Annotated in this window: 22 protein-coding genes and 3 pseudogenes; 18 read left to right on the top strand and 7 right to left on the bottom strand. The window is 62.4% G+C overall.

Translation table 11 applies throughout. The features are described 5' to 3' along the window. Positions 1–311 (bottom strand): annotated as a pseudogene (locus tag FJ940_RS27885) (NAD(P)(+) transhydrogenase (Re/Si-specific) subunit alpha); the annotation flags it as partial. A 168-nt stretch (positions 312–479) separates the two neighbouring features. Between FJ940_RS27885 and FJ940_RS27890 the strand changes: the two are divergent. From FJ940_RS27890 to FJ940_RS27930, 9 genes are all read left to right on the top strand, one after another. After that, on the top strand, positions 480–2,282 hold the full coding sequence (locus FJ940_RS27890; RefSeq protein WP_140560836.1) for an IlvD/Edd family dehydratase: 1,803 nt from the start codon (positions 480–482) through the stop codon (positions 2,280–2,282). 187 nt (positions 2,283–2,469) lie between these two features. After that, entirely contained in the window at positions 2,470–3,504 is a 1,035-nt protein-coding gene (locus FJ940_RS27895; RefSeq protein WP_140658542.1) for a PilN domain-containing protein, read from the top strand. After that, entirely contained in the window at positions 3,501–4,109 is a 609-nt protein-coding gene (gspM, locus tag FJ940_RS27900) for a type II secretion system protein GspM (RefSeq protein WP_140629480.1), read from the top strand. Before FJ940_RS27895 ends, gspM begins: the two co-directional genes overlap by 4 nt. Next, the gene (locus FJ940_RS27905) at positions 4,106–4,597 is read left to right on the top strand and encodes a hypothetical protein (protein ID WP_140629482.1); all 492 of its coding nucleotides are present in this window, start codon (positions 4,106–4,108) and stop codon (positions 4,595–4,597) included. The genes gspM and FJ940_RS27905 overlap by 4 nt, the downstream gene beginning before the upstream one ends. Positions 4,598–4,607: 10 nt before the next feature. Further along, positions 4,608–5,927, top strand: coding sequence for a type II secretion system F family protein (locus tag FJ940_RS27910; RefSeq protein ID WP_181165436.1), 1,320 nt, complete (start codon positions 4,608–4,610; stop codon positions 5,925–5,927). A 12-nt stretch (positions 5,928–5,939) separates the two neighbouring features. Continuing rightward, positions 5,940–6,380 (top strand): type II secretion system major pseudopilin GspG, encoded by a 441-nt coding sequence (gene gspG, locus FJ940_RS27915; protein WP_140496499.1) that lies wholly within the window; start codon positions 5,940–5,942, stop codon positions 6,378–6,380. A 37-nt stretch (positions 6,381–6,417) separates the two neighbouring features. Continuing rightward, the gene (locus tag FJ940_RS27920; RefSeq protein WP_140658544.1) at positions 6,418–6,837 is read left to right on the top strand and encodes a hypothetical protein; all 420 of its coding nucleotides are present in this window, start codon (positions 6,418–6,420) and stop codon (positions 6,835–6,837) included. Then, positions 6,834–7,202, top strand: coding sequence for a prepilin-type N-terminal cleavage/methylation domain-containing protein (locus tag FJ940_RS27925; protein ID WP_140524045.1), 369 nt, complete (start codon positions 6,834–6,836; stop codon positions 7,200–7,202). Before FJ940_RS27920 ends, FJ940_RS27925 begins: the two co-directional genes overlap by 4 nt. Next, the gene (locus FJ940_RS27930) at positions 7,199–7,849 is read left to right on the top strand and encodes a prepilin-type N-terminal cleavage/methylation domain-containing protein (RefSeq protein WP_140658546.1); all 651 of its coding nucleotides are present in this window, start codon (positions 7,199–7,201) and stop codon (positions 7,847–7,849) included. Before FJ940_RS27925 ends, FJ940_RS27930 begins: the two co-directional genes overlap by 4 nt. Before the next feature lie 138 nt (positions 7,850–7,987). Here the strand turns inward: FJ940_RS27930 and FJ940_RS27935 are convergent. Beyond that, positions 7,988–8,318: pseudogene (locus tag FJ940_RS27935) on the bottom strand (DDE-type integrase/transposase/recombinase); the annotation flags it as partial. A gap of 368 nt (positions 8,319–8,686) precedes the next feature. Between FJ940_RS27935 and FJ940_RS27945 the strand changes: the two are divergent. Continuing rightward, the gene (locus FJ940_RS27945) at positions 8,687–10,426 is read left to right on the top strand and encodes an FAD-dependent oxidoreductase (protein WP_140557692.1); all 1,740 of its coding nucleotides are present in this window, start codon (positions 8,687–8,689) and stop codon (positions 10,424–10,426) included. 121 nt (positions 10,427–10,547) lie between these two features. Here the strand turns inward: FJ940_RS27945 and FJ940_RS27950 are convergent. The 3 genes and pseudogenes from FJ940_RS27950 to FJ940_RS27960 form a co-directional block, all read right to left on the bottom strand. After that, a pseudogene (locus tag FJ940_RS27950) lies at positions 10,548–11,253 on the bottom strand (aldehyde dehydrogenase family protein); the annotation flags it as partial. A 14-nt stretch (positions 11,254–11,267) separates the two neighbouring features. Beyond that, on the bottom strand, positions 11,268–11,438 hold the full coding sequence (locus FJ940_RS27955) for an iron-containing alcohol dehydrogenase (protein WP_140557690.1): 171 nt from the start codon (positions 11,436–11,438) through the stop codon (positions 11,268–11,270). 100 nt (positions 11,439–11,538) lie between these two features. Continuing rightward, on the bottom strand, positions 11,539–12,465 hold the full coding sequence (locus FJ940_RS27960) for a LysR family transcriptional regulator (protein ID WP_140496511.1): 927 nt from the start codon (positions 12,463–12,465) through the stop codon (positions 11,539–11,541). A gap of 63 nt (positions 12,466–12,528) precedes the next feature. Between FJ940_RS27960 and FJ940_RS28945 the strand changes: the two genes are divergently transcribed. Beyond that, positions 12,529–13,005 carry a hypothetical protein gene (locus tag FJ940_RS28945; protein WP_246671103.1) on the top strand — a complete coding sequence of 159 codons (477 nt, stop codon included), beginning with the start codon at positions 12,529–12,531 and terminating at the stop codon, positions 13,003–13,005. A 231-nt stretch (positions 13,006–13,236) separates the two neighbouring features. On the opposite strand, the gene FJ940_RS29100 is transcribed toward FJ940_RS28945, so the two are convergent. Further along, positions 13,237–13,431 (bottom strand): hypothetical protein, encoded by a 195-nt coding sequence (locus tag FJ940_RS29100; protein ID WP_348640503.1) that lies wholly within the window; start codon positions 13,429–13,431, stop codon positions 13,237–13,239. Between FJ940_RS29100 and FJ940_RS27970 the strand changes: the two genes are divergently transcribed. The 7 genes from FJ940_RS27970 to FJ940_RS28000 all read left to right on the top strand — a co-directional run bounded on the left by FJ940_RS27970 (position 13,348) and on the right by FJ940_RS28000 (position 21,856). Continuing rightward, on the top strand, positions 13,348–14,076 hold the full coding sequence (locus FJ940_RS27970; RefSeq protein WP_348640502.1) for a DeoR/GlpR family DNA-binding transcription regulator: 729 nt from the start codon (positions 13,348–13,350) through the stop codon (positions 14,074–14,076). The two genes, FJ940_RS29100 and FJ940_RS27970, sit on opposite strands and share 84 nt — an antisense overlap. Beyond that, on the top strand, positions 14,063–15,163 hold the full coding sequence (locus tag FJ940_RS27975) for a four-carbon acid sugar kinase family protein (protein WP_140564755.1): 1,101 nt from the start codon (positions 14,063–14,065) through the stop codon (positions 15,161–15,163). Before FJ940_RS27970 ends, FJ940_RS27975 begins: the two co-directional genes overlap by 14 nt. 223 nt (positions 15,164–15,386) lie before the next feature. Beyond that, positions 15,387–16,418, top strand: a complete 1,032-nt coding sequence (gene pdxA / locus FJ940_RS27980; RefSeq protein ID WP_210240113.1) for a 4-hydroxythreonine-4-phosphate dehydrogenase PdxA — start codon at positions 15,387–15,389, stop codon at positions 16,416–16,418. Between the two features lie 41 nt (positions 16,419–16,459). Further along, positions 16,460–17,944 (top strand): aldehyde dehydrogenase, encoded by a 1,485-nt coding sequence (gene aldA / locus FJ940_RS27985; RefSeq protein ID WP_140658550.1) that lies wholly within the window; start codon positions 16,460–16,462, stop codon positions 17,942–17,944. Between the two features lie 76 nt (positions 17,945–18,020). Then, the gene (locus tag FJ940_RS27990; protein ID WP_140496521.1) at positions 18,021–19,163 is read left to right on the top strand and encodes a substrate-binding domain-containing protein; all 1,143 of its coding nucleotides are present in this window, start codon (positions 18,021–18,023) and stop codon (positions 19,161–19,163) included. Between the two features lie 165 nt (positions 19,164–19,328). Next, positions 19,329–20,912, top strand: a complete 1,584-nt coding sequence (locus tag FJ940_RS27995) for a sugar ABC transporter ATP-binding protein (RefSeq protein ID WP_140580355.1) — start codon at positions 19,329–19,331, stop codon at positions 20,910–20,912. A gap of 62 nt (positions 20,913–20,974) precedes the next feature. Beyond that, on the top strand, positions 20,975–21,856 hold the full coding sequence (locus tag FJ940_RS28000; protein ID WP_181165435.1) for an ABC transporter permease: 882 nt from the start codon (positions 20,975–20,977) through the stop codon (positions 21,854–21,856). 121 nt (positions 21,857–21,977) lie between these two features. On the opposite strand, the gene FJ940_RS28005 is transcribed toward FJ940_RS28000, so the two are convergent. Further along, positions 21,978–23,195 (bottom strand): DUF2235 domain-containing protein, encoded by a 1,218-nt coding sequence (locus FJ940_RS28005; RefSeq protein ID WP_140658552.1) that lies wholly within the window; start codon positions 23,193–23,195, stop codon positions 21,978–21,980. Positions 23,196–23,278: the final 83 nt, after the last annotated feature.

Below are 23,278 nucleotides of genomic sequence, written 5' to 3' on the forward strand. Positions count from 1 at the left end.
ACGGCGGCATCGTTGCCATACGGATCCATGATGGCGATGACCGCAGCGCCTGACTTGTAGCTTTTCAGCTCCGCATCAGTCGGCCGGCGCACCTTCAGAATCACATCCGCACGGGCCGCATCGGATGCGGAACCAATGGTGGCACCGGCCTTCGCGTAGTCTTCGTCGGCGATGCGGGACAGTGTGCCCGCTCCGCTCTCAACCACCACGTCGAAGCCAAGGGCGGCTATGCGCTTCACCGTATCGGGCGACGCCGCGACACGGGGTTCGCCCGAGCCGCCCTCGGCGGGAATGAAGATGATCTGGCTCACGCTTGGCTACCCCTCCCCGGCACGCGGCGCATCTGCGCGCCTGCCGTATCGTTCACATCTTACTACAATCCACAAAATGGGCAATTTGTCCACATATCTGATTGAGGGTACTTGTCCGCCAGTTGCCGATGCCATATCGATGGCCAAACGGCGGTTCTGGAGGTGTAAATGTCCAAGATCAATGGTGCGAAGCGGCTACGCTCGCGCGAGTGGTTCGACAATCCGGACAATCCCGGCATGACGGCGCTCTACCTCGAACGCTATCTGAACTATGGGCTGACCCGCGAAGAACTGCAGTCCGGAAAGCCGCTTATCGGCATCGCCCAGACGGGCTCGGACCTGTCACCTTGCAACCGGCATCATATCGAGCTCGCCAAGCGCGTGCGCGACGGCATTGTGGCCGCCGGCGGGGTGCCGTTGGAATTCCCGGTCCACCCGATCCAGGAGACAGGCAAGCGGCCCACCGCCGCGCTCGACCGCAACCTCGCCTATCTCGCTCTCGTCGAGTTGCTTTATGGCTATCCGCTGGATGGCGTCGTGCTGACCATCGGCTGCGACAAGACCACCCCGGCGCTGCTGATGGCCGCGGCCACCGTCAACATTCCAGCCATAGCGCTGTCCGTCGGCCCGATGCTGAACGGCTGGCACAAGGGCGAACGCACCGGCTCCGGCACGGTCGTGTGGAAGTCACGCGAAAGGCTGGCGGCAGGAGAGATCGACTACGACCAGTTCATGGACATCGTCGCTTCATCGGCGCCGTCCGTCGGCTACTGCAACACGATGGGCACGGCGACGACGATGAACTCGCTGGCCGAGGCGCTCGGCATGCAGTTGCCGGGCTCCGCCGCCATTCCAGCACCCTATCGCGAGCGCGGCCAGATCGCCTACCAAACCGGCAAGCGCATCGTCGACATGGTGCGCGAGGACTTGAAACCCTCCGACATCATGACGCGGGAAGCCTTCGAGAACGCCATCGTCGTCAATTCTGCCATCGGCGGCTCGACCAATGCGCCGATCCACCTCAACGCCATCGCGCGGCATCTCGGCGTGTCGCTGACCGTCGATGACTGGCAGAAGGTCGGTCACCACGTTCCGCTGATCGTAAATCTCCAGCCGGCCGGTGAATATCTCGGCGAGGACTATCATCATGCGGGCGGTGTGCCGGCCGTGGTGGCAGAGCTGATGAAGGCCGGCTTGCTGCCGCATCCTGGAGCCATGACCGTCAACGGCCGCACGATCGGCGACAATTGCGCCGCGGCGGAGAATCTCGACGGCAAGGTCATCCGTACCGTGGCCAATCCGCTCAGGAAGGAAGCCGGCTTCATCAACCTGAAAGGCAATCTGTTCGATTCCGCAATCATGAAGACGTCGGTCATCTCGCCGGAGTTTCGCGACCGCTATCTGTCAAATCCGCGAGACCCCGATGCCTTCGAGGGCGTCGCCGTCGTCTTCGACGGTCCGGAAGACTACCACCGTCGCATTGAGGATCCGTCACTCGGCCTGAACGAGAATACCATCCTGTTCATGCGCGGAGCCGGCCCTGTCGGTTATCCGGGCGGCGCCGAAGTCGTGAACATGCAGCCGCCGGCCTACCTGCTGAAGGCGGGCATCCACTCGCTGCCCTGCATCGGCGATGGCCGTCAGTCCGGCACTTCCGGCTCTCCATCGATCCTCAACGCCTCGCCCGAGGCGGCCGTCGGTGGTGGCCTTGCGCTGCTGCGTACGGGTGACCGGGTACGCATCGACCTGCGCAAGGGGACCGCCGACATCCTCGTGTCGGACGACGAGATCAAGCGCCGTCGCGTCGACCTGCAAAACAAGGGCGGCTATGCATATCCGAAGCATCAGACACCCTGGCAGGAGATCCAGCGGTCAATGGTTGACCAGTTGTCCGAGGGAATGGTTCTGAAGCCGGCGGTGAAGTACCAGAACATCGCCGTCACCAGCGGCCTGCCGCGCGACAATCATTAGAACAGTTCCTACTCTGCGTTCAAGATCGGTGCTCGATTGGCGAAGAACTGTGACTGATCTGGAATTAGGGCCTGAAGATGCGCTATGATTTGTATTCACGCGGGCGACGGAACTCCGGATCCGGTGCCGGCTTCTGCTCTGGGGTTTGACCGGAATGGCTTATCCTTTCACCGCGGCGATCCGCGGCTTGGATGACTGGATCGCGGGACCGGCCTCCCTGCTGGATGAACTTGCGCGCGTCAAATCCGGCAGCCGCGTGGTCGCGCGGGTCGCGGACGATGGGAGCGCGCTTGAAATCGAGCCGGCGACCAGCCGAAAGCCGTCAGCACCCCTGTTGATACCGATTTCTCCAGACACGCAGGCGCCGGCCGCATTGCGCACCGCGGTGAATGGAAAGGCGGTCCATCTCGGCATCCCGGCGAGCTGGGTGATCGCGCGCCGGATCGAACTGCCGATGGAGGCTGCCAGCCACGTCGAAGGCATCGTTACGTCGCGGATGGGCGCGCTTTCGCCATTGCCTGCTTCCGATATCTATTTCGGCCACCGGGTCCTCGGGATCAGCCGTGAGGCGCGGCAGATCACCGTCGCCGTCGCAATCGTTCCGAGGTCGCGTGTCGCTGCTGCCTTGGCCTGCCTGAACGTGGCCGAGGCCCGCCAGGTCGTGATCTCGGCGCCGTTTCCGGAAGGCGATGCCGTGGAAGTATTGACACAGCGGCAACGGGTCACCGGCACGCGTGGCCGGATAAAGTTTGTCCTTGCCGGAGTTCTGGGCGTAAGCCTAGTCGCTGCAGTCACGGCTCCGGCGGTGCGGCCGATGATCCAGAACAACTATGCCGAGCGCCGCGCCGCCGTCGAGATCCGGGCCGAGAAGGCGCGCCAGGCAATCGCGCTGGCGGCGACTCCGGACAAGGCTGAAACAGCGCCTGAGCAGGAGGCGCTGAATATCAAGGACGACGCGATAAGCGCGCTGGGAGCATTGGACGACCTGGCTCAGGTTTTGCCGACGCATTCCTATGCCATTGAGGTGTCCTTCGCCAATGGCCGCATGCGTCTCTCGGGCCGGACCAAGGACGTGCCCGAAGTACTGACCGCGCTGGAATCGTCGGGTCGCTTCGAAGACAGCAAGCTGGTCGGATCGGCCCTGCGCGGCGAGGATGGCGTTACCTCGGAGTTCGAGGTCGATACCCGCCCGCTCATCCGCACGGGAGGTTCGCTGCGATGAGGACGACACCCCTGTGGCGCGACACGCGGCTTCAATCCCTGGTCGTCATGGCCCTGCTGGTCGTCGGAGCTCTTGTACTCGTCGCCGATACGCTGCTGTCCTGGCGCGCGGAGGCGGGCGCGCTGGCGCTCTATGAGGAACGTACCGCCTTGCTCGAAAGCAAGGCGTCCACTTCCCCGGTTCCCCAAGGCGCGAACCAGGCTCTGGATCCCGGCGAGGGCAAGATTCTTCTCGATGCCCAAACCAGTGGGCTCGTCTCGGCCGAATTCCAGAGTCTGCTCTCCAACCGCGTTGAACGCGTGGGTGCCGTTATCCGGCGCGTCGATGTTCCCACAGACGGTGAGGTCGCCGATATAAGCGATCCTCAGTTGGAGTCTTTGGAACGCATTCGTTTAACTGCCGATATCGAGGTTATGGAGCAATCGCTGCCCGATCTCATGTACGCCATCGAGGCAAGCTCGCCCGTCATGGTCGTTGATAGCTTCAGGCTTCGGTTGAACCGAAACGTCGATCTGGGGGGGAATCAGACCTCGGGTTCCATGGATCGGCCGCTGTCGCTGAACGTCACGCTGTCGGCCTTCCGGGAGAAGGGACCCCAGTCATGATGACCATGCTGGGCGCGACAATGATGCTCGCCGCCATCGCGGCCTCTTCGAGCCTGTCCTTCGGCGCAGAAAAGCTATCGGTCAGGGAACGCCAGGTGAGCGACTATGCGGCGCTTCGGGATCGGCCCCTGTTCTCGCCGGACCGGACTGCCCCGATCGCGTTCGGTGCCCCCGAGCCGGAACTTATTGTCGTGCAGCCCGAGCCGGAACCCGAGCCCCCGCCTGCCGCGGCGCCCGAGTGGCAATTGGTTGGCATCGTGCGGTCGGAAAGGCTCAACAGCGCGACCTTCACCACCCCGGCCGAAATGGCGGCCTTCACGCTGCGCACGGGGGAAAGCCGGGAAGGTTGGACCCTGAAGGAAGTCGGCCAGTTCGAAGTCAAGCTCGATGGAGCGGGAGGACGCGCCTCGCTGCGGTTTTCGGATGAGGCAAGCGGTGAACAAATGTTGCCACCGGAGGAGCCGGTGCCCACGCCTTCAGGGGGTTGATCCAAATGGAGTGGTTGCACATTCCGAGCCTCCGGCAGGGATTAATGGAGCGAGTTTCTTTCACAGACAGCTATCAGGAACGAACGTCTCCAGTAGAGGCGTACAGTTAGGAAATTTGGCCTCCATGGTCTCCACGGCATTCGCATACAAGGCTTTGAATGGCGAGGGTCGTCTCGAACTCGGGCGGATCGATGCGTCCGATTCCGACGATGCCGTCCAGAAGCTCGGGGCGCGCGGGCTGATCCCGGTAAGTGTCGAACCGAGGCAGTCTGCATCGCGCGCACCGCTGTTTTCGACCCGAATACCGGCGTCGCAGGTCACGCGGCTGCTCTCCGACCTGTCGATCATGCTGAATGCGGGGATCCGGATCGACGAAGCGCTGGCGATCATGGAAAAGGAATTCGACAGCGGCAGGCTTCAGCCCGTGGTTGCCGGCATTCGCACCGACCTGGCGTCGGGCACCTCGTTCTCCAGAGCGCTGGAAGCCTGGCCCGCTCTGTTCCCGGCGTTCCAGGTCGCCATGGTTCGTGTCGCGGAGACCTCCGGCAAGTTACCCACCCTCCTGTCGCGCATCGTGCAGGAGCGCCAGCATTTCGAGGCATTGCGGGCCAAAGTCAGCGAGGCGCTGCGGTATCCGGCAGTCCTGTTTGCCGGCACGATCTGCGTACTGGTCTTCTTCCTGGTGGGGGTCGTTCCTCAGTTCGAACCGATGCTCATGCAGAGCGGCAAGAAGGACACGCTGATGGTGGTGATGTTCGCGGTCTCGAATTTCCTGCGCGCTTATGGGCTGGTCCTTTTGCTTGCGGCTTCGATACTCGTATTGCTGGGGTTCGTGGCGGCGCGGCGGGGCCTTCTCTGGGCATGGCTTTGGGGTTTCGCCAAGAAACTTCCGCTTTTGTCGGAGATACCGGGGAGCTATCGGACGGGGCGCTTCGCCCGTCTCCTGGGCATCATGGTCGAGACTGGCGTGGCGGTTCCTGTGGCTTTCAAGCTCATCAGCGATACCGTCGACCACGGCGAGGCCGCGCGGGCACGCGCGCAGCAGGCGTCCGACGCGCTGAGGCAGGGGAATAGGCTTGGCCATGCGCTTGAGATTCTTCAGCTTCCCCCGCTGGCGGTGCGCATGTTGAGGCTCGGCGAGCAAAGTGGCGAACTCGCAGGGCTGGCCTATCGTGTCGCCGACTTCTATGAAGTGCGGCTGGAGCGTTCGCTGTCCCGTATCGTCGGGCTTGTCGGCCCTGCGGCAGTGGCAACCATCAGTATCTTGATCGGTGGTATGATCGTGTCGATCATGTCCACCCTCATGTCATTCAACGACATGGTCCGCTAGGAGGCTGTTTGCATGAGCGTTCATTTCGCAGTTGGTCCCAATCTCATGCAGCGCAAGCGTGCCCGGCGCCGCGAGGCAGGCTTTACGCTGATCGAGATGCTGGTCGTGCTGGCCATCATCGGCCTGATCTCGGCGCTCGTCGGTCCTCGTGTTCTCGCGCAGTTGTCCGACTCGCGCGTGCGTGCGGCGAAGCTTCAGATCGAGGCGTTTTCCAGCGCGCTCGACATCTTCTACATCGATGTCGGCCGTTATCCGGTGCAGGCAGAGGGGCTGGGAGCGCTGGTGCGCAAGCCCTCGACCATCCAGGTCTGGAACGGGCCATACGTTCGCGGCGAGACCGTTCCGCTCGATCCGTGGGGCCATGAATACAGATACGCAAGCGACGGAAAGACGTTCAACATCACCACCGACGGGCCCGGTGGGCGCGGCTCCAATGTGTCCGCCCAGCCCTAAGGGCAACAGCAACCGCAAAAGGACGCAACGCGGTGTCGTGCTGCTCGACGTGGTCGCGGCGCTTGCGATCGTCGCTCTCGCGGCCTTCGTGCTGATGCCGCGCCCGCGTTCCAGCATCGGGGCTGCCGAGCTTTCTGGCGAGGCGGTTCGTGTCAGCGGGGAGTTCCGCAAGGGCAGAGCGAAGGCGCTGACCACGGGCAGCGTCGCCGACGTGAGGGTCGATCCGGGAAACAAACGCATCCAGGTGGATGGCGCCAATCCGATCTCGATCAGGGATGGGGTGGCCATGAACTGGGTCACGTCGGACCGGTGTCCCATACGAGGCGGAAGCAGAGCCTTGCGCTTCCTTGCCGACGGACGGTCGTGTGGGGGCGTCATGACACTGTCCGCCAGCGGCCGGGAGATCGAACTGCGCGTCGACTGGTTGACCGGCCGCGTGGAAATGAGCCCGAAATGACAGGACGGCGCAGACGCGGCTTCACGCTGATCGAGGTTCTGGCCTCGCTTGCCGTCGCCGTGCTGCTGATCGTTCCGATCGCGCGCATGATCACGGGCACCGCAGGTGCGTTCGCGGGTCTGGAACGATCGACCGAACGCCGTGTCGGCATGCAGGCTGCCATGGCGGCGGCGATGACCCTTAACCCGTTGCGAACGGGCCGGCGCGTGATCGGAGGCTTCACGGTCATCGTGGAACCGTACCGCTTCGAACGCGGCACTGCCCTGGCTCGCGCCGGATGGCAGCTTTACTCCGTCACCGTTCGCAGCACCGACGGATCGGATGACGACGCGATGCAGACCGTGCGCCTCGGCAAGCGGCAATGACAAGGAAACGCAGCGCTCGGGCCGGCTTCACGCTGATCGAGGCATTGGCTTCGCTGGTGCTTGCGACGATGCTGTTTGGCGGGCTGGCACTCTACACCGGAACCTGGCTGCGCCAATGGCAGGGGATAATCGCCAGAGGCGGGCAGGAGGACACGGTGGCGGTGATTCTCGACCGGATGGTCGAGGATCTGGAGGCGGCGCAGCCCGGCTATTCCAACCCGGAGGGAGCCGCTGCGATCCGCTTCACCGGCCATGCCGACGAGATCACCTTCGAGCGCCCAGCGCTCGGCTACGAGCCGCGTGCGGGACTTGATGACATCACCTATTCGATGGGTCGGGCCGGAGCCGACGAGGCCCTCATTCGTGCCCGCCGCGATCACAGGATGGGCGAGGGCGGGGAGGATCTTCCGCTGGTGCGAGGCGATCTGAAGCTTTCGTTCAGCTATGCCGGGCCGGACGGCGCGCTCAGCCCCGAATGGACAAGCACCAACCGCATGCCGTCACTCGTCCGTATCGAGATATCCGGCAGTTCTCCGCGTCCCTGGCGGCAATGGGCCTATGCGCGGTTACGCGTCGAGCTGCCCGCGCGTTGCGGCGCGGCCGAAGCGCTCGCGCCGTGTCTGCAGCGCTACGGCATCGGCTTCTGAACTCCGCAGGGCTGTACGATTGGCGCCGATAACAGGCTTGCAAAACAGCGTGGCATGCAGACGGCGCAAGGCTGCCGCTGGCTATCGACATTCGCGCGGGCTCTGTCGCAAATCGTTCTTTTGTTTTCGCGTCGCTGATCAGGCTGCCAGAATCTCGAACTGCTCGGCGATCGAGGGAGATGGATTGTAGGCAAACCTCGCCTGCTGTCTGCGCATCATGTGAACCATCTCGATGCCAGTGAGAATAACCTCGGCGGTCGCCATTCACTTGAAGCCGAGCATGGATGCGGCGCTTGACGCGTCGATGGTTCTGTTCGATCCAATTATTGAGGTACTTGCTGTTGCGGATGTGAATCGGCTTCGGTGAACGTCGCGGGCGGTCCCGCAGACGGCTTTCAGCATCGCAGGAAATGACCGCCTCGCGGTTGGTTTGGCTGCCGTCGATGACAATGCGTTCCGGCCTGCCGTAACCCAGCGGCGACCGAAGGTCGTCTCGATTTCCTGCAATGCCTTGCTCGCCCGGTTGCGTCAACGCGACCTGCTGCGAGGCTTTGAGGAGCGAGCCATGCTCGCCCAGCGCGAGTAGGAGCCGCAACTGTTTCAGGTGGATCCTGGAAACGATCGAGTGGAGCGGTGGGGCCATGCCTGGGTTGAGTAAACGTTATACCGAGATCACATCTTCTCAGTTGTCGCGCGAGCGAATGCTGCAATACTCCGGCCGGCCAAGTCTCTGCGGCGATCACGATTAATGAGTTTCGCTGTTCAGGCCCAGATCCAAACAATCCCGAATGCGCTGGCCCGAATGCGCTGGTCTAAAAATATCAGGAGGAGAACGTAATGACAGTCAGCCGACGCTCATTGTTGAAGGCCGGCGCCGGAATCGCCGCCGCAGGGGTGGCCAGCAGCATATTGCAGCCGAGCATTGCCAATGCCGCGGACCCGCGCGTAGCCGATATCGTCGTTGTGGGTTGCGGCTCGGCGGGCCTCGGGGCCGCAGTCGCCGCCGCAGAGGCGGGCGCGTCGGTTATTGTCCTCGAGGCGCAACCGCACATCGGGGGACGTGGCATCGTCAGCTCAGGCAACATTCCCCTGGGAGGCGGAACCCCTGCCCAGATGGCGGCCGGCATCGCGGACTCGCCAGACCTCCTGTATCGCGACCTTACCGACTGGTCCATCGTCCAGGCGAACGGCTTTCCGAGCTACCGCTATAACGATCGCGAGCTGATCCGGGCATTTGCCGACGTCAACGTCGACCTTTACAACTTTCTGGTCCGCCATGGCGTCGTGTGGACGACATCCAGGCCCGACAATGTCGGCGGCAATGAGGTCGGCAACTCGGTGAACCGTATGATGCATACGGCGATCATGAACTACGTCTCGGTCCGGACCGGCTTGCCGGTAGCCGCGAGCCAACAGCGGACGACGTCTCAAGGGCCCGGCTTCATATATCCGCTGGAGGCCGCGGCAAAGGCGCGTGGCGTGAAGATCCTGCTGAATTACCGTTTGGAGTCACTGCTGCGGACGAAAGCGGGCGTGGTCGGGGTCGTAGCCTCCAATCAGGGCCGCCTCGTTAACATTCAGGCACGCAAGGGCGTAGTGATTGCGAGTGGCGGCGGAAACGGCAATGTGGAATACCGCCGACAGTTCGACCCACGGCTCACCGCGGAGTACTGCGGCGTCGCTGGCGAGCCCTATTCCTTCCAGGACGCCAGCGGCATACTCGCAGGGCTGAATGTCGGCGCGTCGCTCGCGGGCACGTACAACCAGACTGGAGAGTTCGGCACTAACATCACCAAGCCAACCGCCATCGGAACGCGGTACAACTACTCGTTCCTGCAGTGGGGGCCCAATAGCCCTGTCTTCCACCTTGCGAAAGCTTCGGGACTAGCCAACGTCAACAACCAGAACGTTATCCATGTAAACATGATCGGGAGGCGGTTCTACGACGAAACGGGAGGTCAATTCGGGACGAACAGCGCTGGCTCGGTCAACCCGTACACTCAGGGCAGCTACCTGAACGCCAAGAACATCACATACAACCCGCAAAACTGGATCAACGCCGCTCTGGCTGGAATCGGCGACGGCCACAACGGCGGTGGCCCGATCTGGGCCATCTTCGATGCAGATGCCGTGGCCCGCCAGAGATGGAATGTGGCGCCGCCCTTCGTCGATCCCGATGGATTCTTCTTCCAGGCAAACACGCTGGAGGAACTCGCACAGAAGATCGTCATGCCGCATCAGCGGGTTCCGATGCCGGCAAGCAACCTGGTCGAAACGGTGACGCGGTACAACAGCTTTGTTGACGCGGGTGCCGACGCCGACTTCGGCAAACCGACACCCCAATACAAGATCCAACGGGGCCCCTTCTATGCCGCCTGGTCGACGCCGGTGATCCACGACGCCCGGTCCGGCCTGCGCATCAACGGCTCAAGCCAGGTCCTCGACTATGCCTCTCAGGTGATTCCCGGCCTCTACGCCGCCGGCGAAGCTGCTGGCGGATTCAGTCAGCACGGGAACGGTCGAGCTCTCTCTCAGGGCATCATCGCAGGAAGGCACGCAGCCTCCAGTTCGTATTAGCAGGACTACAGCTCTCAACAATAGTCCCGCCAGGCCTCTCGGTCCGGCGGGACTACCTGTTCCTCGGACCCGAGGCCAGTGATTCCAGCACCGGCGGCATGAAGAACTTGGCCATGCGCGCGACACAGGCCTGCGCGATGCGCTGGCCGGTGGCCACCGGGCCGGTGAAGCTGATCGCGTTGACGCGTTTGTCGTCCAGCAGCACCTGGCCCACTTCGGAGCCGCGGCCCATCACCAGGTTGAACACCCCGCTGGCAGGCCCGCGCGGTGCAGGATGTCGGCGATGGCCCAGGCGCTGCCGTATACGAGATCGGCGGGCTTGAGCACCACGGCGTTGCCGCAGGCCAAGGCCGGGGCGATCTTCCAGGCGGGGATCGCGATGGGGAAGTTCCAGGGCGTGATCAGGCCCACGACGCCTACGGGCTCGCGGGTGACTTCCACGCCGACGCCGGGCGTACGGAAGGCACCACGTCGCCGCCGACACGCAGCGCTTCGCCGGCAAAGAACTTGAAGATGTTGCCGGCCCGTGCCACCTCGCCGATGGCCTCGGGCAGGGTCTTGCCTCCCTCGCGGGCGAGCAGGTCGCCCAGTTCGGCCTTGCGCGCCAGGATCCCGGCGCCGGCGGCGTCGAGGATGTCGAAGCGCTGCTGCGGGGTGGACAGGCCCCAGGCGGACTGGGCCTGGGTGGCTGCGGCGATGGCCTGCCTGGCTTGGGCCGCCTCGGCTTGCGCGAACTCGCCAATGACGTCGCGCGTGTCCGAGGGGTTGATGTTGCGCGAGACGCGAGGGCCTTCGACCCACTCGCCGCCGATCAGGTTGTTGAACATAGTGTGCTTGCTTCCTAAAGGCTGGCTTCGAGCATCGCTTCGTAACCGGTGTCGGATGCCACGCGCGGGTTGGTCAGGTGACTGTGGTCCTTCAAGGCGCCCGGACGATGTCGGGGAACATCGCGCGCCACGCCCAGTTGGGCCAAGCCCGTCGGCAAGCCGAGCCGCTCGGTCATGGCGCGCACGGACGGCCCCCCTCGGCCCCGCTGGCCAGGTCCATCGCCTTGCCCATGCGGCACCCTGGCGGATACAGCGCTGACCGGCGCGGTCGCGCCGACCTGATGCTCAGGACTGGCGATGGACCAATTCGTCGATCAGCAGTTTGGCGGCGGGCGGAACCCACGCCCCCTTGCGGGTGACGAGCTCATAGGCCTCGCTTCGCGACGCCAGGGCCAGCGGCAGGATGCGCGTCATCTGCCGGTGCGCGAAGAACTGCGCGACTTCGATCGACACCAGGGCCACGAAGGACGGGTTGGCCTGCAGCAGCGCCAGCGTCGCAAAAGCGGAGGTCGTCTCGAGCAGGTGCTGCGGGAACCGGATCCCGCAATCGCGGTATTCGCGTTCGAGCAAGAGCCGCATCGGCATGTTCGCGCGGTATACCACCCATCGGTATGGCGCCAGCTCCTGCAGGGTGAGCTTCTTCGCGTGCCGGAGCGGATGGCCGACGTTCGCGATCACCGCGAGCGTTTCATCCTGGAGCTTCACGCTGTCGTAGACCTGCGGCGCCTGGCTGATGGTCGTGCGGCAGATCGCCAGGTCGAGCCGGCCGGCTTCGAGCTGGGCCAGCAGGGCGGCGCTGGTGTCCTCGACGATCTCGACGGACAAGTCGGCCTGCCGCGCAACGAGCGCGGAGATGGCATCGGTGAGCAGCGGCACCGCGCCCATGATGACGCCGGCCGCCACCCGCCCGCCCTGGCCACGCATGATTCCGACGATCTCGTCGCGCAGGTGCGCGAGATCCGTCTGGATCAGGCGCGCATAGCGGATCACGCAATGGCCGACGGCATTGGGCTCCAGGCCCCGGTTGGTGCGAACGAACAGCGGCGTGCCGAAGGTCGTCTCGATTTCCTGCAATGCCTTGCTCGCGCCCGGTTGCGTCAACGCGACCTGCTGCGATGCCTTCAAAAGCGAGCCGTGCTCGCCCAGCGCGACTAGGAGCCGCAGCTGTTTCAGGTGGAGCCTGGAAATGATCGAGTGGAGCGGTGGGGTCATGCCTGGATTGCGTAAATGTTATATCGAGATCACATCGACCGCAAGGATTTCAAATGAAGATCATTGGCGGTTTCGCCACCGAACAGCGGGACCCGCGTGGGGCCAACCCAGCCGCTGTACCAACAGCGCGTCGGCGAACCAGGACCCGCCAGTGCGTGGAAGGCCTCGGCGCTCGACGGCCGCGAAGGTGCCGATCGTCGTTCCGACAGTGCCGTGGGTCGCAGCAAGATGCGTAAGCTCGTCTGCCAAGTCGGCCGCCGTCTCGTCATCCTGGGCAAGCCCCAGGGCATCGAGAACTCCGACGACGCTCGCCTCGTCAGAAGATCCTCCGCGGGCCGAGTTGCCAGCCAGCGCCAAGCCAATTCGGCCGGCGGGACCGACGTCGTCTCCAGGTCGCGTCAGCAGAACGGCATCACGAAGTGCCGCTTCATCGTCTACACCCCCCATCTGCCGCGCCGTTACCGCCGCCGCAGAAAGTTTTTTGACGAAAACTGCTCGTTTTTCAATCTCTCCCGACCAAGGTTGACCACATTTGATTAGTATATTCGGTCAAAAATCAGTCAAAATAATTCTAACGAAGCCAAAACGGTGGGAATTCGCCCACCAAGATGACAAACGATTGGGCTTGCTGGATGGATTCATGATATTTGCGGCAGATCGCTCGCCGTGATTCAGGCGAGCGCGTTTGCGACGCCGTGCGGAGATACAAACGTGGCTAGGAATGTCCGAAAATCAGCGGTGGAGGACATGGCGCCCTCGGCGTCCGCCGGGTCACGGGAAGACGATGGCGGGCGCGGACGGGTCGATTTGATTCCGGCCAAGCGTCATGCCTTCATCCTCGAATGCCTTAAACGGCAAGGAGCCGTAGGCGTTCAGGAGCTTATCGATCTCATCGGCGCATCGCCTTCGACGATCCGGCGCGACCTCGAGATGCTTGAACGGCAGGGAGCACTGGAGCGAACGCATGGCGGTGCGATGCTTCAGCGCACGGAACTCGCCACCTTCGAGCCGGATCTCGCCACCGCAGCGCATTTCGCCAGGGCTGAGAAAGAGGCCATAGGTGCCGCCATGATGTCGGAACTCCGCGCCGGCCAAAGCGTCATTTTCGACGCAAGCACGACCGTGCTGGAAGTCGCCCGCGCCATCGCCGCGGCGCCTATCCCGCTTACCGCCGTTACCAACAGTCTTGCGATCGCGCAGATACTGGCAGCCGTGCCGGAAGTACGCCTCGTCATGCTTGGAGGCACCTGCAAGCCGGGCTCCCTGACCCTGGTCGGCCAGCCCGGCGAGAATTTCCTGCGAACCATCCACGCCGATGTGGCCATTCTTGGGACCCATGCCATCACCGGAGACATGCTCACGGAGACCTCGCTAGAGGTTGCGGCGATGAAGCAGGCGATGATCGCGGCGGCGCGCCGTGTCGTCGTGCTTGCGGACAATTCGAAGTTCACTGCCCCCAATTTCTGCACCATCTGCCGTCTGGCCGATATCCACCAGATCATTACCGACGAGGGCATCGATCAGGCTCACCTCACCAATCTTCGGACGCTCGATGTGAACGTCCGCGTCGTGCGCGTCAGCCGTCCAGGTTCTTCAGTTGAGCGCTCTTGAGGGCGTGGATATCCGGGTCGTAGCCGATGACCTGACCGGCGCCCTGGACAGCGCGGTTTCCTTCGCATCGCCCGGCCACGGCATTGGGGTGAGCTGGCGACTGGACGGTCCGTTTTCGGAGCGCATGGCTGTCGATGTCGCCACACGAGAGGGCGCCGAGGCGACGGCCGTCGCCAGGCACCGGGCGCTCGCGCCATGGCTCGCCGCCGGACAGCTGAGTTTCAAGAAGATCGACAGCCTTTTGCGCGGTCACGTCATCGCCGAAATAGAAGCCTGCATCGTCGAGGGGACGTACCAGCGCGTTGTGCTGGCGCCTGCTTTCCCGTTTCAGGGGCGCGTTACGCGCGTCGGACGCCAATGGCGGCTCGATCGCCCCGAAATGGTAGGTCCCGACCTCCTCGCCGACCTCGGCCAGCGCTTTTCGGTCGGGCGTTCAACACCGGGGGCACGGTCGGCTCATTTCATCACCCTCTACGACGCCGAAACGGACACGGACCTGGACAAGATCGTCGCAACGGCCGGAATGCCGGAGGCACGGATCTTGTGGGTCGGTACAGGCGGCTTGGCGGCGGCACTCGCCCGGCACATGAAAGCACCGCAGAAGCCTGCTCTTGCGTTATCCGGGCCGTTCCTTGGCCTTGTCGGCACAAATCACGAGATCACGGCGGGACAGGTGGCCGTCTTTGCCGCCGGGCATGCGGATGCGCATATCGTCGTCGAACGCGACATCGACAAAGCGAAAAAGCGCTTGGCGGAGCGTATGATGCAAGGCGCGCCATCAATTGTCAGCGTCGCTGCATCGGGTGATCGCCACGCGGTGGCGGATCATATCGGCAAGGTGTTTGCCTCGCTTCTCGAAGGTTTGCCAAGGCCCGGCACGTTGCTCGTCACTGGCGGCGAAACATTGCGGTCGGTGTGCGACAGCCTAGGCGCCGTCGAACTCACGGTCGAAAGCGAGATCGAGCCGGGGCTGCCGGTTTCCGTCATCAAAGGCGGCGTTTTCGAGGGGCTGGCCACGATTTCGAAATCGGGCGCGTTCGGCGACAGCGCCCTGCTCTGCAGGCTTGCCGCTCTCGCGCGTTCCTGATCAGGACGATCGCCGGCGAAGACGCGGCACATCCGCCTTGCCGGTCAAATAGCGTCAAAAAACACTGCGAAGCCGAGCGCGGTCGAGATTTCAGCCCGCAGAGGGAGAGGCGCAGTCCGATCAGCCGTGAAATTTGATTGCGAATGATCGCGAAAGAAAACTATTGCGCATATCTGGCCAGAAGGATTAGAAGATGATCACAATTGACCGATATGGGGTGTTTATGTCTGGTCCAAGGCTCGGCATCACAATGGGTGATCCCGCGGGCATCGGCCCCGAGATCATCGCGAAGGCATGCGCACGGCTGAAACCGCGCCTTGCCGAGGGGTCACTGTCGCTTCTCATCATCGGCAGCGTCACCGCGATGCGCGCGATGGAGTCCATTTCAGGACGTATCGAGCGGGAAGAACCGTCGGCTTCGCCCAACGGACATTTTCCGCCCGTGGCCATTCTTGAGGCCGGACCAGAGCGGATACCCATAGAGACAGGCGTCATGTCGGCCGAAGGCGGGCGCCTTGCCTACCTGGCCATCGAAAAGGCTGTTCGCCTGGCTCAGGCCGGCTCGATTGCAGGCATCGTTACGGCTCCTCTCAACAAGGAAGCGCTCAACCTGGCCGGCTATCACTATGCCGGCCATACCGACATGCTGGCGGAGCTGACAGGCGCACGCGATTCCGTGATGATGCTTGCCCATGGCGATTTTCGCGTCAGCCATGTCTCGACCCATGTGGCGCTGGCTCAAGTTCCCTCGAAACTGACCGGACCTCGTTTGCGCCGGGTTATCAAGTTGACTGTCGAGGCATTGCAGGGCCTCGGCATTGCGCATCCGCGCATTGCGATTGCCGCGCTCAACCCGCACGCTGGCGAAGGCGGCATTTTCGGTCGTGAGGATATCGACATCACGACCCCGGTCGTCGCCTCTTACACATCGCCCGATTTCACCGTGGTTGGACCTGTTCCGGGCGACACGGTCTTCGTCAAGCTACGTGCCCGTCAGTATGATGCGGTGGTCGCGATGTATCACGATCAGGGCCATGTTCCGGTGAAGCTGCTCGGCTTCAATGTCGATCCCGCGACCGGTGAATGGAAAGCGCTCTCCGGTGTCAATGTGACGCTCGGCCTTCCGATCATTCGTACCTCCGTCGACCACGGCACGGCCTTCGACATCGCCGGCAAGGGCATCGCCAACGAGGACAGCCTGGTCGAGGCGATCGAGTTCGCCGTCCAGATGGCCGCGGCAAAATCCAAACCTTAGGCGCCGGCACGCCTGCAACGCACGAAGAAGCGGATCGAACCATGGCTGTAGAGAAGTCCCATCTCATGCTGATCGACGGCAGATTTGTCACCGGCGAAGCCGGCACGCGCCCGGTGATCAACCCGGCCAACGGCAAGGCTTTTGTCGACGTGCCCGAGGCAAGTCCGGATCAGGCTCGCCAGGCGATAGAGGCAGCCCGTAAGGCGCAGAAAGCCTGGGGGCTCAAATCACCCCTCGCTCGTGCGGCGATCATGAAGCGGATCGCGGTCTTGATCCGACAGTACGCCCGACATCTGGCCGAGGTGGTCGTCAGGGAACAAGGCAAGCCGATCAATGAGGCCATGGGTGAAGTCGGCGGTGCGGCCGAGTTCTTCGACTACTACGCCGAGTTTGCCCGCCGCATTCAAGGTGAGATCCTGCCATCCGACTACGCGGGAGAGCAGGTCTGGATCCAGCGCGTACCCGTAGGCGTCGTCGCCGCCATCATTCCCTGGAATTATCCGAGCGCCCTGGTCAGCCGAAAGGTGGCGCCCGCCATGATCGCTGGCGACACCATCGTCCTCAAACCGCATGAAGACACGCCGCTTTCGGCGCTCGAAATGGCTCGCATCTTTGTGGAAGCGGGCGTGCCGGACGGCGTGGTCAACATCATAACAGGACGAGGCGAAACCATAGGCGAGGTGCTTTGCACGGAACCCGGCGTCGACCTCATCACCATGACCGGAAGCGTGCCGACCGGCAAGCGCATCATGGCGAATGCCTCGCGCAACCTGACGCCCGTTTCGCTGGAGCTTGGCGGCAAGGCGCCCTTCATCGTCCTGGCCGATGCCGATCTCGACCTGGCGGTGCGGTCGGCGGCCACCTCGCGCTACATGAATTGCGGGCAGGTCTGCATATGCAACGAACGCACGCTCGTCCACCGTTCGATTTACGATCAGTTCGTCACGCGCTTCGTGGAGTTCTCAAAGACGCTGGTCGTCGGTGATCCGATGCAGGCGAATACCGATATCGGTCCCAAAGTCAGCCGTGAGGAATTGGAAAAGGTCGAGGTGGTCCTGGCGGAAGCCGTCGCGGGCGGCGCGAAGCTGGCTCTGGCCGGCGGACGCCCGGCCAAGGCGCCGATCGATGGTGGCTACTGGCTCAATCCGACCGTATTGACCGACGTGACGCCCGACATGCCGATCATGACGCGGGAAATCTTCGGCCCGGTCGTGCCTATCATGCCCTTCGACACCTTCGAGGAGGCAGTCAGCATCACCAATGCCAGTCGCTATGGCCTGTCGGCCTATCTTTTCACCAACGATCTGGGTCGCATCATGAACGCCGTCAACGAGGTTTCGTTTGGCGAAATCTATGTGAACCGGATCGGGCCAGAAATGCTGCAGGGCTTCCATGTCGGCTTCCGCGAGAGCGGATTGGGCGGTGACGACGGCGTACACGGGCTCGAGAGCTACATGCGCAAGAAGACGGTCTACGTGAATTACTCGGGTGCCGCCACGGCGGCATTGATGCCTTACGGGCGCTGAACAGCGCCCAGCCAGTACGACCAGCCAGGTCGCTACCCGGCCAAAATGGCCGTTTCATCTCATCGGGAGGAATAAAATGCATTATCGTGGATTCATGGCGGCGGCTTTGGCCGTGGCATTGTCGGGGTTGGCCGCATCTTCGGCGATCGCCGACGACACCATTCCACCGGAAGCAAAGGCGCTGCTCGAGCCGTTGCCCTTATCGCCGAGAGGCCAACCCGTTCCGGGTTTCCCGGACGGTCCGCCGGCGGTGTCGCCAGACGTGCTGAAATTCTCCGATGCCGACCTTGCAAAGCTGAAGGCCGGAAAGTTTACCGCCGGGCTGGTGATGCACACCATGGATGCCGGCTGGCCTCAGTTGCAGGTGGCCGGGATCTCGAACACGCTCAAGGACCTTGGCATCGAGGTTGTCGGAACCACCGACGCCAAGTTCCAGCCCGGCCAGCAGATCAGCGATCTCGAGCAGATGATCGCACGCAAGCCGGATGTGATCTTCTCGATCCCGATCGATCCGAAGTCCGAATCCGAAGCCTACAAGAAGGCGGCGGCAGCCGGCATCAAGCTGGTTTTCATGGACAACGTTCCGGTCGATATGGCGCCGGGCAAGGATTATGTGTCCGTTGTCGCTTCCGACAATGAGAAGAACGCCTATTTCGCCGCGCAGGAACTTGTCGGGGCCATTGGCGGCAAGGGCGAGGTCGGCATCATCACGCTGGTCTATGACTATTACTACTCGGTCGCGGCCCGCAAGGTCGGCGCACTCAAGGCATTCGGCGAACACCCCGACATCAAGGTCGCGGACGTCGGTACCTTCACCGCGCCTGAGAAGGCCTACGAGGTCGCCACCGCCATGTTGACGGCGCATCCCGACATGAAGGGCATCTTCGTTGCCTGGGACACGCCCGCGCAGCAGGTCGTGGCCGCGGCCAAGACACTCGGCCGCGACATCGTCATCACCACGAATGACATTGCCGCAGACAGCGCGCTGAACGTTGCACGTGGCGAGTTTCTGGCCGTGGGTGCGCAACGCCCCTATGACCAGGGTGTCGCGGAGGCCAAGGCGGCCGCGCTTGCTCTGCTTGGACATGACGTCCCGCCGTACATTTCGGTACCGACGTTGCGCGTCAAGAAGCTCGACCTTCTCAGTGCCCTTAAGCAGGTCACCAAGGAAGATGCGCCGGCTTCGGTGGTGAAAATCTGCAACGGCGAGTGCTTCTAGAGCAGTTCACCGTTTCACGGAAACGGCGAACCGCTCTATCTCTTTGTTTTTGCGCAATTCCAGACGGAAAACCGTACACACTTTTCCTGGAATTGCTCTGGCTCCTTCTTTCGCCGGCGGGCCGCAGCAGTCCGCCGGCGCTCCCCGAGCGATCGAGAAATCGTCATGGCCGAAGCGAAAACTTCAACGTCCCAGCGCCCTATCGTAACGATGCAACGCATCGGCAAGTCGTTTGGCGCGAACCGCGTGCTGTCGGACATTTCGTTCGAGGTCAAGGCCGGCGAAACGCATGCACTGCTCGGCGAAAACGGTGCGGGCAAGTCGACGCTCATGAAGATCCTCATGGGCGCGTATCGGACGGACGAAGGCCGGATTCTGTTCGACGGCGAGGACGTCACCGCCCTGTCGCTTCGAGAGAGGATCGATCGCGGAATCGCAATGATCTTCCAGGAGCTGAGCGTCTTGCCGAACCGTTCGGTTGCCGAAAACCTGTTTATCCTTCGCGAGCCGCTCGCCTTCGGCCGACGTGTCGATGCCAGAAAAATGCTGCGCGAGGCCCGGGCTCTGATCGAGCGATTTGCCTTCTCGCTCGATGCTTCGGCACGTGTGGGCGACCTGGCGTTCGCTCAGCGCCAGATGGTCGAGATTCTCAAAGCGATCTCGCGGGGCGCCAAGCTGCTCGTAATGGACGAGCCGACTTCGTCCCTGACCATCCATGAGGAGGAAACGCTTTTTCGGACAATCGGTCAGCTCAAGCAGAACGGAATCGGTATCGTCTACATCAGCCATCGCATGGCCGATGTGCTGCAGCTTTCGGATCGCATCTCGATCATCAAGGATGGACGTCTGGTCGGTCCGCTCGATCCGGAGAAGACGTCCATCGAGGATATCGCGGCGTTGATGTCCCGGCCCAAGGTCCAAACGCCTTCCCCCGCCGCAGCCGCGCCAGCAAATCGGCAGCCTGCAACGCCCGCCGGGACGCCGGCTCTTGAGGTCCGTGACCTTGCCACCTCGCGCAAACTGTCCGGCGTGTCGTTCTCGATCGGCCCGGGCGAGATCGTCGGCCTTGCCGGGCTTGTCGGCAGTGGCCGCTCGACCCTGGGCAAGGCCTTGTTCGGCATCCTTCCGGATGTAACCGGCCACATCGCCGTCGGGAGCGACCCCGTCCAGCCGGGCAGTGTCAGCAGGGCCATCGCTGCCGGTATCGCGCTTGTCCCCGAAGACCGTCGGCTCGAAGGTCTTGTGGGTGGACGTTCGATCGAGGAGAACCTCGCACTTCCCCGCCTTTCCGAGTTCTCGCTGGCGGGTCCGTTCGGGCCGATGGCGAAGGCCCGGATAACGGCTCTGTTCAGACAATACCGGGACGATCTCAGTATCCTGTGCCGCGGTCCCTTACAGAAAGCCCAGGAGCTTTCGGGCGGCAATCAGCAGAAGATCGTCTTCGCCAAATGGCTGGCCATGAAGCCGAAGCTGTTGATCCTCGACGAACCAACCTCCGGCGTCGACATCAATGCCAAGCGCGATATGCGCGAACTTGTGCGCCGCACGGCCGGCGAAGGCGTCGCCGTGCTGCTCATTTCTTCGGAACTCGAAGAACTCCTGGATTTGTCCGATCGCATTCTGGTGATGGCGCAAGGGCGGATCACGCGCAGCATCGATCGCGCGGACGACGAGACAAAACTTCGCGCGTTGCTGCAGGCCGAGGCGGCCAGACAAGCCAGTGCGCGCGCCCAGGGAGTTGCAGCATGAAACCGTCCCCTATGCCCTCGCACGCAAATGCGATAAATTTTTTCCGCGATCACATCACCTATGTGATCTTCCTGGCGATAACCCTCTACTTCGTCCTGTTTGCTCCACACTTCGCGTCTGTGTCGACCGCAAGCGCGGTTCTGCGCATCACGGCCATCGTTTCGGCAATGGCGATCGGCATGACATTCGTCATCATCTGCGGCGAAATCGACCTGTCGGTAGGATCGGTTGCAAGTTTTTCGGGGATGATCGGAGCGCTGCTGCTCGGCCAGGATGTTCCCACCTACGTCGCAGCTCTTCTGGTGCTGGCAGCCGGCGCAGCGATCGGGGCCACCTCCGGCATCCTTGTTACAAAAATACGCATTCCATCGTTTCTTGTGACCCTTGGCATGCTGTCGATCTTTTCCGGACTGGCGCTGACGATCACCGGCACCCGGCCAGTGTCGATCGTCGACGATGATTTCTCGAACCTGTTCTGGAACGGTAGTTTTCTGGGCGTGCAGGCGCCAATCTGGTGGACAATCGTCCTAACTTCCGTCGGCTATTATCTTCTGCACCAGATGCCCTTCGGCAGGCGTGTTTATGCGACTGGTGGAAACCCTGTAGCCGCCCGCTTTTCCGGGGTGCGGACGGACAGCGTCAAAATTTTCGCCTTTGTGCTGTCCGGCATGATGGCATCCCTTGCAGGGATGATGCTCGCGGCCCGCTCCACCGCCGGCAATCCCAGCCTGGGGGCGGGTCTCGAACTCGACGTCATCGCGGCCGTGATCATAGGCGGGACAAGTCTCTTCGGCGGCTATGGATCGATCGTCGGTTCTGTCGTCGGCGCAATCTTCATAGGAATTCTCGGATTCGGTCTTCTCGTGCTCGGTCTTTCGACCAGCATCCAGGAGGTGATCAAGGGCGCTATCATCATCATTGCCGTCTCGTTGAACCGGCGTTGAAAGCAGCAGAGTTCCATGACCCGACGAAACGCGCGCGTTCCACGCGTTGACTGCCGAAGTAGGACCGACCCACCCGAAATTCTCTGCCGTCACAGACCTGCTGGCCCGCTCGGTGTCTGCGCTAGGTAGCGGCTTCGTTGGCCAGGTGATCCTTCATGAGGTCACCATAGGGTTCAACATTGAATGCCGTTGGAAAATTCTCGGGCTTATAGGCCGGGATCGCCGCCTTCCGATCCAGAACCGACTGATGGACCAGCGGCCGCCGTTCCTGTCGCTCGATCGTGCGCGGCTCGGCTTGCGGTAGGTAGAAGCCGAGGACCGATTTTCGCTTCCATTCACGCCATTTGACGGACTTTGGGATCCACTCGAGCGGCTTCCAGCCCACGGTCATTGAATCATGCACGATCCCCAACGGATCGGGGCTGACGAACGTCATCGTCCCCTCGCCCTTCCCTTCCCCGAAGACAAGCCGCTCCAGCATGCGGGAATTGGTCTGCAATCCAAATGCTTTGGCCTGATCAACCATCCAGTCGAGCGGAAATTTGGATATGGCGCTTTCCTCTTCAGGATAGCCACCGCCGACATCGGAATGAGATCCGGCGAACCAGACTTGTTTGATATCCTGCTCTTTTGCCGGCGAAATCTTGTCGAAAGGATTTTCGACGAATGGCTGCGGCTCGACCCACCGGTTCAGCCGGAACATGCGACGATGCTCATCGATCGCAATTGCATGTCGAAAGACTTCGACGCTCGGGTTGGTCCTCGTATGCGGCAGTGTGAGGAGCTGTGGCAGAAGCCGGTCGCTTCGCGGCACGATGATCGACGCCACGGTGTCCCAAACACCAAGAAATCTGATGCGCGCGTCCCGGGCTCCTGAAACCTTGGAAAAGTGCCAGGCAACGCTAAGGTCGTGCTCATCGCTGGCTTGCTTGTAAGAGCTTACGGCATACTCGACGATGTTGAGTTGGTCCGGATGCAGCAGGCCGATCATGTGGATCAAGCCCGCAACGGCGCGGGCTGTATAGGCTCCGCGGCTGAAGCCAAAGAGGAAGATTACGTCCCCTTCGACGTAGTGCCTGCAGATGAAGGCGTAGGCGCCGGCGATTTCAGCGTCGAGACCATATCCAGTTGCGAGCTCGAACACGGATTTCGTGTTCTGACGCCATCGCGCCCAGGCATCGCTGGCACCGATTGTTCCTATACCGGCCTCGTAATAGACGCGTTGCTCCTCATTCTTCTTCAGGATGCGGAACAACTTCAAGACATTCGAGAGATTGCGCTCGATCTGGTTTCCCGTTCCATCGCAGCAGACAACGATGTTTTTGCCAGTCCGCTTCAACGCCACCGCCTCTGACGGTCCAGTTCAGACCAACCAACTTTGACCCAAGCTGTGGATCACATCAACAGGCGTCTGACGACGGA

The sequence above is a fragment of the Mesorhizobium sp. B2-3-7 genome (genome assembly GCF_006442695.1).
GTDB lineage: Bacteria > Pseudomonadota > Alphaproteobacteria > Rhizobiales > Rhizobiaceae > Mesorhizobium.